12 protein-coding genes are annotated in these 13,593 nt (G+C 66.6%); 7 read left to right on the top strand and 5 right to left on the bottom strand.

Features of this window, described 5'->3' with window-relative positions:
• Positions 1-317: 317 nt before the first annotated feature.
• Positions 318-476, bottom strand: coding sequence for a hypothetical protein (locus N0B15_RS09920; RefSeq protein WP_263019544.1), 159 nt, complete (start codon positions 474-476; stop codon positions 318-320).
• 375 nt (positions 477-851) lie between these two features.
• Between N0B15_RS09920 and N0B15_RS09915 the strand changes: the two genes are divergently transcribed.
• Both N0B15_RS09915 and N0B15_RS09910 read left to right on the top strand, forming a co-directional pair.
• Positions 852-2,357: a DHH family phosphoesterase gene (locus N0B15_RS09915; protein ID WP_263019543.1), complete on the top strand. Its 1,506-nt coding sequence runs from the start codon at positions 852-854 to the stop codon at positions 2,355-2,357.
• Between the two features lie 68 nt (positions 2,358-2,425).
• Positions 2,426-3,232: a CBS domain-containing protein gene (locus N0B15_RS09910; RefSeq protein ID WP_263019542.1), complete on the top strand. Its 807-nt coding sequence runs from the start codon at positions 2,426-2,428 to the stop codon at positions 3,230-3,232.
• Between the two features lie 7 nt (positions 3,233-3,239).
• On the opposite strand, the gene N0B15_RS09905 is transcribed toward N0B15_RS09910, so the two are convergent.
• The 4 genes from N0B15_RS09905 to N0B15_RS09890 all read right to left on the bottom strand — a co-directional run bounded on the left by N0B15_RS09905 (position 3,240) and on the right by N0B15_RS09890 (position 6,886).
• Positions 3,240-4,331: a DUF5305 domain-containing protein gene (locus N0B15_RS09905; RefSeq protein ID WP_263019541.1), complete on the bottom strand. Its 1,092-nt coding sequence runs from the start codon at positions 4,329-4,331 to the stop codon at positions 3,240-3,242.
• Between the two features lie 34 nt (positions 4,332-4,365).
• Positions 4,366-5,505 (bottom strand): signal peptidase I, encoded by a 1,140-nt coding sequence (locus tag N0B15_RS09900; RefSeq protein ID WP_263019540.1) that lies wholly within the window; start codon positions 5,503-5,505, stop codon positions 4,366-4,368.
• A gap of 51 nt (positions 5,506-5,556) precedes the next feature.
• A complete protein-coding gene (locus N0B15_RS09895) occupies positions 5,557-6,198 on the bottom strand; it encodes a hypothetical protein (RefSeq protein WP_263019539.1) in 642 nt (213 codons plus the stop codon).
• A gap of 178 nt (positions 6,199-6,376) precedes the next feature.
• Positions 6,377-6,886, bottom strand: a complete 510-nt coding sequence (locus N0B15_RS09890) for a glycoside hydrolase family 32 protein (protein WP_263019538.1) — start codon at positions 6,884-6,886, stop codon at positions 6,377-6,379.
• 268 nt (positions 6,887-7,154) lie between these two features.
• Here N0B15_RS09890 and N0B15_RS09885 point away from each other — a divergent pair, with 268 nt between their 5' ends.
• From N0B15_RS09885 to acs, 5 genes are all read left to right on the top strand, one after another.
• The gene (locus N0B15_RS09885; RefSeq protein ID WP_263019537.1) at positions 7,155-7,745 is read left to right on the top strand and encodes a DUF7344 domain-containing protein; all 591 of its coding nucleotides are present in this window, start codon (positions 7,155-7,157) and stop codon (positions 7,743-7,745) included.
• Positions 7,746-7,754: 9 nt separating this feature from the next.
• On the top strand, positions 7,755-8,618 hold the full coding sequence (locus tag N0B15_RS09880) for a hypothetical protein (RefSeq protein WP_263019536.1): 864 nt from the start codon (positions 7,755-7,757) through the stop codon (positions 8,616-8,618).
• 47 nt (positions 8,619-8,665) lie between these two features.
• Positions 8,666-10,366 (top strand): acyl-CoA mutase large subunit family protein, encoded by a 1,701-nt coding sequence (locus tag N0B15_RS09875; protein WP_263019535.1) that lies wholly within the window; start codon positions 8,666-8,668, stop codon positions 10,364-10,366.
• A 54-nt stretch (positions 10,367-10,420) separates the two neighbouring features.
• On the top strand, positions 10,421-11,428 hold the full coding sequence (locus N0B15_RS09870) for a Gfo/Idh/MocA family protein (RefSeq protein ID WP_263019534.1): 1,008 nt from the start codon (positions 10,421-10,423) through the stop codon (positions 11,426-11,428).
• A gap of 152 nt (positions 11,429-11,580) precedes the next feature.
• The gene (acs, locus tag N0B15_RS09865) at positions 11,581-13,572 is read left to right on the top strand and encodes an acetate--CoA ligase (RefSeq protein WP_263019533.1); all 1,992 of its coding nucleotides are present in this window, start codon (positions 11,581-11,583) and stop codon (positions 13,570-13,572) included.
• Positions 13,573-13,593: the final 21 nt, after the last annotated feature.

Below are 13,593 nucleotides of genomic sequence, written 5' to 3'. Positions count from 1 at the left end.
GACGTCGTATTCGATTGGAGGACGGCGAACACCGCCGGCCGTCCCCGGGACGACTTCGAGAACAATTCGACTTCTCTCACTGGCGACTGCTCGAGGCCGCACGTACACATCGACTCCCTCGAGCCGTGGTGGCGGCTCACGATGGTGCCGTCTCTCCGACGAACAACTGAGACGATCTGCGCATGCTCGCATGCGATCTCCGAAATCAGAAGGGCGTTCCGGACTTCGGGCGACCCGTCGCGAGGGGATGTGCGCTGACCGTTGGCGGCTACGATAATTCGTGTGACCGACGAGTATCCAGTCCGGCGTCTCGGCGTTTACTCGTCGTCGGCAAACAGATGCTTGCCGACGACGACAGTGCCAGCGAGTACCAGTAGTGCGCCGACCCAGAACACGTCGTTGTCGAAACTCAACCCGATGAACATTCCCAGGAGCGTCAATTGTACGCCTACGATCGGTGTGGAGGACTGGTTCACGGTCGTATTTCTGATTGATTATCAATAAGTTTTTGTTTGAGTGCAGATGACGAGCTGTGGGTTCCAGTGATTACGAGAAGTCGTGCCCTCCTGGTTTCGCAGTTACGTAATCATCCCACGCGGTTGACGCTCTTCTGAGGTCAACGGTCAGCGCTCCACTACTGACGCCAATGTCGACGCTTCCCGGTGTTTCCGCTACTGTTCGAGTACGAACTGATTCGGAGGCGGTTCGTGAGTTCATCTCGAGTTCGGATGCGGTTCGTGACCGATCCGTCGGCCGCCCCCACCGTCTCGAGCGACGGCAAAAACGCTCGAGTTTGGGGTGAATGTGATCGCTGTCGGTAGGTTTTACCCGCTTCGGTTGTAACGCCTCGTATGGTTTCTCGGCTCGTGCTCGGGTGTGGCACGGTCGCTCGACGGATCGTCGAGCGACTCCCCGAGCGTGACGGCCGAGTACTCGTCGTCGCAGATAGCGAGGACGCCGTCGAGACGCTTCGTGAGGAGAACGTTCCGGCGAGGTACGGCGATCCGACCGACCCCGACGTCTACGCCGACGTCGAGGACCCGGCCGTCGTGCTCGTCGCCGGTGACCGGGCGGAGACGAACCGACGCGCGCTCGAGCGGGCGAGCGAGCGCTATCCGGCGGCGTCGCTGGTCGCCTACGCCGGCGAGGATCCGGATGGCGACCACCACCGCGCGATCTGCCGCCTCGCAGACCGTCTCGTCGATCCGCGCCGGTCGATCGCGGCGGCCGTCCTCGAGCGGACCTCGAGCGCCGGGGCGTCGAAGACGCTCGCGTTGCGCCGCCACCTCGCGGGACTCGAGGGACCGCTCGCGGTCGTGATGCACGACAATCCGGATCCGGACGCCATCGCGAGCGCCGTCGCGCTGACGGACCTGGCGGCCGCGGTCGGACTGGAGGCCGAGGCGTGTTACTACGGCGAGATCTCACACCACGAGAACCGGGCGATGGTGAACCTCCTCGATCTGGACCTGCGGAACCTCAGTCTCGAGGACTCGCTGGGGGCGTACTCCTCGTTCGCGCTGGTCGACCACTCTCGCCCCGGCGTGAACGACCAGCTACCCGAGGAACTGCACGTCGACGTCGTCATCGACCACCATCCGCCCCGCGGGCCGGTCCCCGGTGAGTTCGTCGACTTACGCGAGCGGGCGGGGGCGACGAGTACGATTCTGACCGAGTACATCGACGGCTTCGGTCTCGAGTTCTCGCAGACGACGGCGACCGCGTTGCTCTACGGCATCCGCGTCGACACGAACGACTTCACCCGTGAGGTCTCTGCGATGGACTTCCGTGCAGCGGCGACGCTGTTGCCGGCCGTCGACGAGGGGATCTTGGCGCAGGTCGAGACGCCGACGATAGAGGGTGAGACCCTCGATACCGTCGCTCGAGCGATCAAAAAGCGCGTACAGCGAGACGGTGTCGTCGCCTCGAGTGCGGGCTACATCACCGACCGGGACGCGCTTCCCCAGGCGGCAGAGCAGTTGTTGAACATGGAGGGGGTGCACACGACGCTCGTCTTCGGCTTTCTCGACGAGATGGTCTACATCTCGGCGCGTTCGCGCGCCGGGACGTTCGACCTGGGCGAGACGCTCAGAGACGCGTTCGATCCGATTGGAAGCGCCGGTGGCCACACCGACATGGCCGGGGCACAGCTCGAGATCGGCAGTCTCGGCGGCGTCGACGACCAGGAACAGGTCGATTCGATCGTGAGCGTCGTCGAGGAGGTGATCACGGACCGGTTCTTCGAGGCGATCGAGACCCGTCCCGGGACGCCCGTCGGCGCGTACAGTCGGACGAGTGAGTGGCTGTTCGTCCCCGGTGATGGCTACGAGTCGGACGCCGAGACCGGAGCGGAGTGAGACGCGTCGCCGGGACCCGATTCCGGGGTAGCCGGGACGCTTTTGACGGTTCCTCGCGTGGCGTTCGTATGAACGACGTCTCGGGCGGGACCAACGCGCAGGTCTACGAGTACATGACCCGTGACGTGATGACGGTATCACCGGACGCCAGCGTTCGCGAGGTGGCCTCACGGATCGCTGCGAGTGACGACCACAGCGGCTATCCCGTCTGTGACCGGCGTCGCGTCGAGGGCTTCGTCAGCGCCCGCGACCTGTTGCTCGCCGACGACGAGGACCCGATCTTCAGGGTGATGACGACGGACCTCATCGTCGCCCACCCCGAGATGAAGGTGACGGACGCGGCGCGCGTCATCTTACGGTCGGGTATCCAGAAGTTGCCGGTCGTCGACGACGCGGGCAACCTCGTCGGCATCATCTCGAACGCGGACGTGATCCGCAGCCAGATCGAGCGCGCCACGCCCGAAAAGGTAGGGAAGCTGGTTCGCACCCTCGAGAACATCCACGGCATCGAGTTGACACAGGAGCGACGTACGGTCGCCCTCTACGACCTCATCCCGACGCAGGGACGGGTGTACGCCGACGAACTCGAGGGACGGCGCTACGAACTCGAGCACGGTCTCGCCGAACCGCTGGTCGTCATCGACAACGGCGGGACGCTGTTGCTCGCCGACGGCCACCACCGGATGCTCGCGGCCGACCGTCTCGGCATCGAGGAGATGGACGCGTACGTGATCGTCATCGACCACGCCATCGACCTCGGGATGGAACGCACCGCGGCGAAGGAGGGTCTCGAGACGCTCGAGGACGTCGAGGTCGTCGATTACGCACGCCACCCGCTCGTCGAGACGACGGAACGACTCCGCTCTGACGAGTGAGGCTGGTTCACTCGTCGCCGTCGGCCGGCTCCCTCCCTACCGGCGTCGGCGGGCCGTACCGGTAGACGAGGTCGTCGACGACGACGTAGTACGCGCCTCGCCGTCCGTCTTCGATCACACGCCGGTCGCTGTCGATGGCGACGTCGACGAGTCCCTCGAGCGAGGTGACCTCGAGCGGCGACGACTCGAGCACCGACTCCGGCACGCGGCCACGGGTGATCCAGTCGTCGAACGCCGCCCGCTCGCGTTCGTGTGCGCGTACCGGTCCCGATGGAACCGCTCCGGGACCGTACCTGACGGTCCCGACGGCGAGTCCCGTGAGTAGCGACGCGAGCAGGAGACCGACCGACCCGACCGACCTGAGTGGACTCGGTTCGACCGGGACGGTGGCGGATTCGGCCGTCTCGTAGGTGTGGCCGTCGTCCGCCGGCGGACTCACCGTGTAGGTCGACCCGCCGGGTTCGACCAGCAGGTCGTACGTCTCGCTCGTCGACACCCGCTCGCCGCCGACCGTTCCCTCGACGGTCGCGTCGACGCGGACGAGCACGTCGGTCGTGCCGGGGGTCGCTCCGAGTTCGTCCGTGAGCGCTTCGAGGTCCGTACTCGCGTCTGTGACGTCGAGGGCGACGTCGACCGCGACCGGCTCTCCGGGTTCGAGTCCGGTGGCGTCGGTTCGCTCGAGCGGTTCGGTCACTTCCCAGTGTGTCTCCGTTCCCTGGTCGGTGTCGCTCACCGACCGGTAGACCCGTGTCGCCTCCAGCGTGACCGCCACGTCTGCTGGCTCACCGGTCGCGTACTGGTAGGTGAAGGTTCCCTCGAGAACCGGCGTCGCGTCGGTGAAGTAGAGCGATCGGTCGCTGAGTTCCTCGCCCGCACTGAACGGGCCGGTGTCGGTTTCGACGGTCGCGTGGTGGTCGAACTCGCCGTCAGTCGACCACGAGGAGACGACGCGTTCTTCGGTCGTCGTCGCGCCCGCGAGGTGCGTCGTGTACGTCATCCAGCCACCCGCGAGGACGAGGACGACGACGAGTACGATCACGAGGGCGAACCGCTCGTGTACCAGCGAGCGTGCCCGGTCTCGGTAGCGACCTCCGTTCATTCGTCGAGAACCGGTATTTCACGCGTTCGGATAATCACTCGGGCGGTTCTCTCGTAGTGAGACGCCGGCCGTCACGGGTTCTGATCACGCCGCTCCCGAGTGCGAGTGCGGCCACTCCCGTCGGCGGCGCGACGACGGCAACCGTGACGGCGGCCGTCGCGACCCAGGGATGGACGTCGTGGAGGGTGACGATCACGTCCGCCGGTAAGACGGCGACGTACTGGCGGTGTTCGACGCTGCGGACGTAGTAGCCGGTCGATTCCGGTGCCGTCACCTCGAGCGTCGCCGCCGTCGCTTCGCCCCGTGTGAGCCGGTGGGTTCGCTCGTCGACGGCGACGCCCGGACTGGCCGGGTCGACGACGGTGAGCGTCGGTACGAGACCGCCGTTGCGCAGTTCGTACGGATACGACGCCGTCTCCCCGGTCTCGACGACGTCCGCACGGTCGCTGGGACTCTCCGTGCTCACGATGGTGAACCGATCGGTGTTCGCAGCGAGCCCCATCGCCCCGGCCGTGACGAGCGTGAGGACGAGCGCGAGAGCCAGCACGACGCGCTGTCGGTCGTAGACGCCCTCACGCTTGCGGCGGCGCGTGCGCACGCGGGTCGGCCGCCCGCCCTCACTGGCCACTCTCGAGAGTCCGTAGAGGGCCGTTCCGAGACCGACGAGCGCGAGCGCGAGTCCCTGTGAGCCGAGCACCCGACGCGTCCCGAGCGCCGCTGCGAGCGTCGTCTGGATCGCCTCGACGCCGTCTGTGACGGTCCCCGCGAGCGTCCCCAGTGCCGGAATCGTGAGGACGCTATCGGTGGCGAGTGCGGTGCCGACGACCTGGCCGTCGGTGACGTACGGTTCGCCGCCGTCCTGGTCGGTGAAGGGGTTCGCGTCGCCTTTCGTGACGTAGCCGTCGTCGGTGACTGCGACGACCCGGTGGGTCGTCAGGCCGCCGCCGTCGGCCGACTCCGCGTCGAAGACGATCACGTCGCCGGCCGACGGCGATGACACCGCCGCAGGGACGAGCAGAAAGCCGTCGCCGGCCTCGAGTGCAGGCTCCATGCTGTCGGTCTCGACGTAGCTCACGAGCAGTGGCGTGCCGAGTAGCTGTCCGAGGACGACGACTGCCAGGAGCGCGCAGACGGCGACGGGAACCACGGCTCGACGCAGCGACGGCTCACTCATCGCTCTCAGCCTCGTGGCGACGGCCGACGCCGTCGCGCTGCGTGACCCTCTTCAGTCGGTGCAGTCGTCATCGGTCCTCCGGTGGCGATCCCTATCGGCCGGTTTCGGCGTTCGTTTCTCCGGGTCGGCCGGTCCGTCGCTCGCTTCACACGGCGGTTTTCCGTCCGCTCGCTCGCCGCGGATCGTCATCTCGCCCTGGAACCGTCCGCGTTCGCGCTCGGTGCGCAACGAGACGCCAAACGTCTGGGCTGCCCCTGGCTCGAGCCGTCTGGCGTTGTCCGGCTTCGAGACGTCGGTCGACTCGTCGTCGTAGTAGAGGTGGCCGTCGAACCCGGTCGCACTCGAGAGACCTCCCCAGAGCCGGATCGCCTCGGGACCGAAGTTGACCGCCTCGAAGAGCCGACCGAAGGTGAACGCGGCGTCGACGTTCGGCCCGTCGCCACCGAGTTCGTTCCCCCGGTCGTCGAAGACGAGGCGCAGGCGGTCGGTGTCGTCGTACTCGACGTAGATACTGTTCGGGAGGGTCCCGTCGTCCGCCGGTCGCAGCGCGAGCCAGCCGTGGCGGTCGCCAGCGACGTGTACGTCGAGCGACCGTCCGTCGACCTCGGCCGTCGAGAACGCCGCTGTGCCGAGTACCGAAGCGCCCGCGATGACTGTTCCACTGCAACCGACCAGGAGTGTGCGTCGTTTCATGATCGTCCGTCCTCGAGCCGCGCTCGACTCGTCCGGTCGGTCCGTGTGCCCATCCGCCACGGCCTTGAGTATACGGAGTCAGCGACACGGTAGCAGGCGCCTACGCGTTGACCGGCGTGCGGTGGCCAGGGACGCCGGAGCCGTACCGGCTCGCGACCCCTGGTCTCGTCGACAGCGACTACGGTGCGGCTTCGTCGGCGTCGGCGATGATGGTGAGTTCGTCGATGATTTCGGTGCCGTCGCCCACGGTGGACGTGTCGACGAAGATGTCGACGGTGACCGAGTTTCCGACGGCGATCGTTACCGGGGCCGTATCGTCGTCCAGCGGGTCGCCGGTGTCGTTGTCGGTGAAATCGATCAGCCCGGGGTTGTCACCCTGCGGTTCGAACCAGACGCCCACGTCCTGGTTCCCGTTGTTCGTGACGGTGAACACCTGTTCGAAGTTCGACTCCGCGAGCGGGTTCACCAGTTCCATCTGTAACTCCAGTGCGCCATCGGTGCCGATTGCTGCGTAGTCACCGTTGGGTTCGGTCGTCGGCTCGAGCTGTAAGTACGCTGACTCGTCACCGACTACCTGTACGTCTGCGACGCGGTCTGCATTCACCGAGGTGAACGCACTCGAGCCGATGATTCCACCGGCCGCGATTGCGGTACCGCCCGTTCCGAGCAAGAATGTTCTTCGGTTCATCGTTGTATCCGCCGCTGCGAGACGGCCGTGGCCGTCCCGGTCGCGACTGACTGGGCTGACAGCGCCGACGACCTTCTGTATAGACTTCGAGTCGTCTCTGTTCTCACTCCCTTCTGCTGATAGGTCCTCGATACCGTGCCGGCCGACGGTCGCTCGCGCGGCCATCCCTGCGATCAGCACCCCGTTACCCGGCCGGCCGGTTCGGGTAGTTCGTCCGTAGTTAACTTCCTGGGCGGGTGACCGTTCGGCAGACGATGGTGAGCCACTGATGTCCCGGCCCGTCTTCGGTCCCCTCGACACCGCCTCGGGCGGAGGTGTCACCGCTCGGTGTGACATCTTCGCCGTCCTGAGTAACCAGCGTCGGCTCTACGTCCTCGAGTACCTCGTCGAGCACACGCGCGGGTCGGCCGACTTTCGCGACGTCGTCGACTACGTCGCCGCTCGAGAGAACGAAACGTCCGTCGAGGAACTTCGTTACGCGAACCGGAAGCCGGTCTACACGGCGCTCCGTCAGCTTCACCTCCCGAAGATGGCAGAACACGGGGTCGTCAGGTACGACCGCTCGCGCGGGGACGTCGAACTCGGTGCCGTCGCCGACGAAGCCTCGCTCTACCTCGAGTACGTTCCCGACGACGATCTGCCGTGGTGTCACTGCTACCTGGGTCTCGCCGGCGTGAGCGCGGGTCTGGTCTTGGCCGTCGGCGTCGGCGCGCCGGTGTTCGCCTCACTCTCTCCCCTGGCACTCGCCGGCATCATCACGGCGATGTTCACCGTCTCGGCGCTCGTTCACGTCGTCGACACCCGCCGCCACGCCCTGAACCGTCGCTCGCGTCGCCCGACTCACTCGCCACTCGAGTGATCCGCTCGCATGGTCACGACCACACTCCGCGCGCTCGCCGCGTGCTGTTTCGCCGCGGCGGCCTTCGTGTTCGCGGCGTCGACGAACGCCGTCCGCTCGGTTCTCGCCACTCGAGACGGTGACGTAGCGGTGACGGGCGTCTCGACTGCCTATCTCGGCGTCGAGACGCTCACGACGAGCGTGACGGAGGAAGACGGTGTCGTCGAACTCGCGCGCATCACGAACAACGCGAGCGAACCGCTCACCCTCGACCTCGACGTTTTCCTGGGGTTCGGTCTCGTCGAGGAGGATCCGTTCGACGAGCAACTCGCCCCGTCGGCGTCGACGACGCTCTCGGTGTCGTGTGAACCCGAAACCGGTGCGGGGACGACGACCGTCAGCATCTTGATCGAGGAGGCGGTGGGAACGTCGACCGCTATCGTCGACGTCTCCCACTCTATCGACGTCCAGCGCGACTGCTCGGCGTCTCCGGGCCCGGGCCCGATGGACGGATTCTCCCTCGTCGCCGCCAGCGACGTCTCGGCGAACACCTCCCCGAGCGGGCAACGCCAGACGTTCTCGTTCGCACTCGAGGCACCGATCCAGGCGTTCAGCCACGTCGAGATCGGGCTGAGTGACCCACAGAACAGCGGCGTCAACTACAACCAGGGCTTCTGGCAGAGCGATCTCGTCATCGAGAGCGGGACAGGTAGTGTCTGGTACCCCGACGGCGCGCGACTCATCTACATGATCGGCGGCGGGGACAGCGCTGGAGACACGATCTCGGTCTCGATCGGGAGTTTCGAAACGGGTGGTCCCGCTGGCCCGTTCACCGTCACGTTTACCCGCCAGGACACCGGCCAGCAGGCGTCGGCGACCTTCGACGTCGTCTGACCCCCGGAACCTATAACCTACCTTCCGGCAAATATTACGGATACGCTATGTTCGACCCCGACGACCTCGAGACCATCCGTGACGCCCGCGAACGCTGGCAGGAGGAGACGCTCGAGCCTGTGCTCACCGAGTACGGCGAGCGCGCCGACCGGTTCGCGACGGTCTCGAACCTCGAGGTCGAGCGTCTCTACACCCCCGCCGACGTCGCCGACCTCGAGTACGGACGCGACCTCGGCTTTCCGGGCGAGGAACCCTACACGCGCGGGCCGTACCCGACGATGTACCGCGGGCGGCCGTGGACGATGCGCCAGTTCGCCGGGTTCGGAAGCGCCGCCGAGACCAACGAGCGCTTTCACTACCTGCTCGAGGAGGGCCAGACGGGCCTCTCGGTCGCCTTCGATATGCCGACGCTGATGGGACTCGACTCCGACGACCCGATGAGCGACGGCGAAGTCGGCAAGGAAGGTGTCGCCGTCGACACGCTCGCCGACGTGGAGGTTCTGTTCGATGGCATCGACCTCGAGTCGGTCTCGACCTCGTTCACGATCAACCCCTCCGCGCCGGTGATCTACGCGATGTACGTCGCCCTCGCCGACGAGCGCGGTGTCCCACGCGAGTCACTCCGTGGCACCCTCCAGAACGACATGTGCAAGGAGTTCATCGCCCAGAAGGAGTGGGTGATTCCTCCGGAGCCGTCGCTCTCGCTCGTCACGGACGTTCTCGAGTTCGCCACCGACCAGACGCCACGCTTTCACCCCATCTCCATCTCTGGCTACCACATCCGCGAGGCCGGGTCGACGGCCGTCCAGGAACTCGCGTTCACCCTCGCCAACGGCTTCGCCTACGTCGAGGACGCGGTGGCGCGCGGGCTCGCCGTCGACGCGTTCGCCCCGCGCCTCTCGTTTTTCTTCAACTGTCACAACACGCTGCTCGAGGAGGTCGCGAAGTTCCGTGCCGCCCGGCGCATCTACGCGCGACTGATGGACGAGTGGTACGGCGCCGAGCGCCCCGAGTCGAAGCGCCTCAAGTTCCACACCCAGACGGCGGGCCAGTCGCTGACTGCCCAGCAGCCGCTGAACAACGTCGTCCGGGTGACGATTCAGGCGCTCGCGGGCGTCTTCGGCGGCACCCAGAGCCTCCACACCAACAGCTTCGACGAGGCACTCGCGCTCCCGGGCGAAGAGGCCGTCCGCGTCGCCCTCAGAACCCAGCAGATCATCGCCGAAGAGTCCGGCGTCGCCGACACCGTCGACCCGCTCGGCGGTTCCTACGCCGTCGAAGCGCTCACTGCCGAGACCGAAGCCCGCGCGATGGAGTACCTCGAGCAGATTCGCGAACTGGGCGGGGGCTCCGTCCGCGACGGCGTCCTCCGAGGCATCGACGAGGGCTTCTTCCTCCGGGAGATACAGACCGCCTCCTACGAGTACCAACAGCGCGTCGAAGCGGGCGAGGAGGTCGTCGTCGGCGTCAACGCCTACACGATCGCCGAAGACACCAGTCCAGAGGTCCTCCGGGTCGACGATGCCGTCGGCGAGCGCCAGCGCGAGCGCCTGGCACGCGTGAAGGCCGAGCGCGACGAGACGGCCGTCGAAGACGCACTCGAGGCGCTGCGAGCGACGGCCGAGCGCGGCGAGAACGCCATGCCCGCCATCGTCGACGCCGTGGCAGTGTACGCGACGATGGGTGAGATCATGGCCGTCTTCGAGGACGTCCACGGCAGCTACACCGAACAGATCGGTCTGGCCTGAGCGCCCTCACTCGAGCCATACACACTAACGTCTGGGCGTGGTAGGGCAGGTCCCATGACCGAAGCGCCACTCAGGACGGGCATCGTTGGCACCGGTGCCTGGGGGACCCACATCGCCGCACAGTTCCACGAGCATCCGGACGCGACGGTCGTCGCCCTCGCGGACGTCTCGGAGCGAAGCCGCGAGCGCGCGGGGGAGACCCTCACGGTCGACGCCACTCACCAGTACGAGGAGTTCGAAGACATGCTCGAGAGCGAGTCGCTCGACGCGCTCCAGGTCTCCTCTCCGCACACCTTCCACGCCGCACAGATCCACCACGCGCTCGAGGACGGTCTCCACGTCTTCTGTGAGAAACCGCTGACGATCGGCGTCGACTCGGCGCGCCGACTCGTCGAGGAGGCAGCCGACACCGACCGGACCGTCATGGTCGGCTACCAGCGCCACGTCCACCCGGCGTACCTCGAGGTCAAACGCGCTATCGAAGGCGGCGTGATCGAGCCGAAACTCGTGACGGCCGAGCTGACCCAGGGGTGGTTCGAGAAGGTCGACGGAACCTGGCGGGTCGACCCGCGGCTCAGCGGCGGCGGCCAGCTGTACGACAGTGGGAGCCACCTCGTCGACGCCATCTGCTGGCTCCTCGGCTCACGCCCGACACACGTCACCGCGGAGATGGTCTTCGCCGACGAGGACGAGCGGATCGACGTCCAGGCGGTACTCGCCGTCCGGTTCGAGAGCGGCGCCGTCGCGAGTATCACCGTCTCCGGCGATGCCCCCGACGTCTACGAGCGCATCGCCGTCCGCGGCGGTGGCCGAGCGGTTATCGAGGGCTCCGGCTGGGACCGCCGGAGTGCGACCGTTCTCGACGCCGCCGACGCCGAACTCGCCTCGGTCGCAGGTGATCTCTCCTCGTACGACAAGGTCGACGCCTTCGTCCGGGCGGTCCGCAACGGTACCGAACCGCCCGCGACCGCTCGAGACGCCTTCTACACCACGGCGCTGACCGAAACCGCCTACGAAGCGGTTCGGACGGGCGAGCGCGTAGCGGTCGACACCGACCTGTAGGCTCAGTCGCTCACCTGCCACGCTCGCTCACTGCTCACCCGTTCTCGCTCTCACGCTCGAGTGACTCGAGTGGCGAGCGACTCCGCCGAAAACCGGTACACGTGACGCTGGTGAGGGGAACGCTTATTTCGCTCATGATCGATTCGATGACTATGACGGAGCAATCCGGAGACGCCGACGGAGAACTCGAGGCGCGACTCGCCGAGCAGGACAGCTTCGATCCGCCCGAGTCGTTCGTGGAGCAGGCGAACGTCACCGACGAGGGCATCTACGAGGCGTTCGAGGAGGAGTGGCCCGAGTGCTGGGAGCGTGCCGCCGCGTTGCTCTCGTGGGACGAGGAGTACGAGACGGTCCTCGAAGACGAGGATGCACCCTTCTACCGGTGGTTCACCGGGGGGAAACTCAACGCCTCGGCGAACTGTCTGGACCGCCACGTCGAGAACGGGGCGCGAAACCGTGCGGCGATCAAGTGGGAGGGCGAACTCGGCGAGACGCGCACCTACACCTACGGCGACCTGCTGAACGAGGTCGAGGCGTTCGCCGCGTCGCTGCGCGCCCTCGGCGTCGAGGAAGACGACATCGTGACGCTCTACCTGCCGATGATTCCGGAGTTGCCCATCGCGATGCTCGCCTGTGCGCGCATCGGCGCACCGCACAGCGTCGTCTTCGCGGGTTTCTCCGCCGACGCGCTCGCGACGCGGATGAACGCCGCCGAGAGCGAGTATCTCGTCACCTGTGACGGCTACTACCGCCGCGGTGACGCGCTCAACCACAAGCAGAAGGCCGACAAGGGGCTTCGCGGTGTCGACCACGACGTGACGACCGTCGTCGTCGACCGTCTCGGCGACGAACTCAGACACTTCCTCGGTGCCAGCGCCCACGACTACGCCGACCTCGTCGCCGAACACGAGGGCGAATCGGTCGCCCCGGTCGCTCGAGACGCCGAGGACATGCTCTTTCTCATGTACACCTCGGGGACGACCGGCCAGCCCAAAGGCGTCAAACACACCACTGGCGGCTACCTCTCCTACGCCGCCTGGACCACCCACGCCGTCCTCGACGTCGAGCCAGAGGACACCTACTGGTGTGCCGCCGACATCGGCTGGATCACCGGCCACTCCTACATCGTCTACGGGCCGCTCGCACTCGGGACGACGACGATGATGTACGAGGGGACGCCCGACTATCCGGACCGCGACCGCCTCTGGAAACTCGTCGAGAAGAACGGCGTCGACATCTTCTACACCGCCCCCACCGCGGTTCGTGCGTTCATGAAGTGGGGGACCGAGTACCCCGAACGCCACGACCTCTCGAGTCTGCGCTTACTCGGCACCGTCGGCGAACCGATCAACCCCCGCGCCTGGAAGTGGTACTACACACACATCGGCGACGAGTCGTGCCCGATCGTCGATACCTGGTGGCAGACCGAGACCGGCGGCATGATGGTCACGACGCTGCCAGCGCTCGGCACGATGAAACCCGGCTCTGCGGGGCCGCCGCTGCCGGGTATCGACGCCCGTGTCGTCGACGTTTCGGGTGAGGAAGTCGAGGGTGGCAACGCGGGTTATCTCACCGTCAACAGGCCCTGGCCTGGGATGCTCCGCACCCTCTATCAGAACGACGAGCGCTTTCTCGAGGAGTACTGGCGGGAGTACTCCGACGAGGACGGCGACGAGTGGGTCTACTTCCCCGAAGACGGCGCGAAGATCGACGACGACGGCTACATCACCATCCTCGGGCGGGTCGACGACGTGCTCAACGTCTCCGGCCACCGCCTCGGAACGATGGAGATCGAGAGCGCCATCGTCGGCACCGCAGGCGTCGCCGAGGCGGCCGTCGTCGGCGGCGACCACGAGGTCAAAGGCGAGGCCGTCTACGCCTACGTCATCGTCGAGGACGGCCAGGAGGGCGACGAGACCATGCGCGAGCGCATCGTCGAGAGCGTCGAGGACGCCATCGGTCCCATCGCCAGACCCGAGGAGGTCGTCTTCACGCCGGAACTGCCGAAGACGCGCTCGGGGAAGATCATGCGCCGACTCCTCGAGGACATCGCCAGCGGCGAGGAACTCGGCGACACCTCGACGCTCAGGAACCCGGAAGTCGTCGAGGACATCGCCGCGAGCGTCGAGCAGACGGACGAGTAGCCGACGAGACCGTTTTTTCGA

The sequence above is a fragment of the Natronobiforma cellulositropha genome, assembly GCF_025629245.1.
Classification (GTDB): Archaea; Halobacteriota; Halobacteria; order Halobacteriales; family Natrialbaceae; genus Natronobiforma; species Natronobiforma cellulositropha.
Note: the sequence above shows the minus strand (reverse complement) of the source record. Positions and strands in the feature narration are given on the sequence as shown.

What these genes read in the sequence shown, in the direction of transcription:
- N0B15_RS09915 (WP_263019543.1), top strand. Translation starts at nt 852, where the DNA reads ATGGTTTCTCGGCTCGTGCTCGGGTGTGGCACGGTCGCTCGACGGATC.
- N0B15_RS09910 (WP_263019542.1), top strand. Translation starts at nt 2,426, where the DNA reads ATGAACGACGTCTCGGGCGGGACCAACGCGCAGGTCTACGAGTACATG.
- N0B15_RS09905 (WP_263019541.1), bottom strand. Translation starts at nt 4,331, where the DNA reads ATGAACGGAGGTCGCTACCGAGACCGGGCACGCTCGCTGGTACACGAG.
- N0B15_RS09900 (WP_263019540.1), bottom strand. Translation starts at nt 5,505, where the DNA reads ATGAGTGAGCCGTCGCTGCGTCGAGCCGTGGTTCCCGTCGCCGTCTGC.
- N0B15_RS09895 (WP_263019539.1), bottom strand. Translation starts at nt 6,198, where the DNA reads ATGAAACGACGCACACTCCTGGTCGGTTGCAGTGGAACAGTCATCGCG.
- N0B15_RS09890 (WP_263019538.1), bottom strand. Translation starts at nt 6,886, where the DNA reads ATGAACCGAAGAACATTCTTGCTCGGAACGGGCGGTACCGCAATCGCG.
- N0B15_RS09885 (WP_263019537.1), top strand. Translation starts at nt 7,155, where the DNA reads ATGTCCCGGCCCGTCTTCGGTCCCCTCGACACCGCCTCGGGCGGAGGT.
- N0B15_RS09880 (WP_263019536.1), top strand. Translation starts at nt 7,755, where the DNA reads ATGGTCACGACCACACTCCGCGCGCTCGCCGCGTGCTGTTTCGCCGCG.
- N0B15_RS09875 (WP_263019535.1), top strand. Translation starts at nt 8,666, where the DNA reads ATGTTCGACCCCGACGACCTCGAGACCATCCGTGACGCCCGCGAACGC.
- N0B15_RS09870 (WP_263019534.1), top strand. Translation starts at nt 10,421, where the DNA reads ATGACCGAAGCGCCACTCAGGACGGGCATCGTTGGCACCGGTGCCTGG.
- acs (WP_263019533.1), top strand. Translation starts at nt 11,581, where the DNA reads ATGACGGAGCAATCCGGAGACGCCGACGGAGAACTCGAGGCGCGACTC.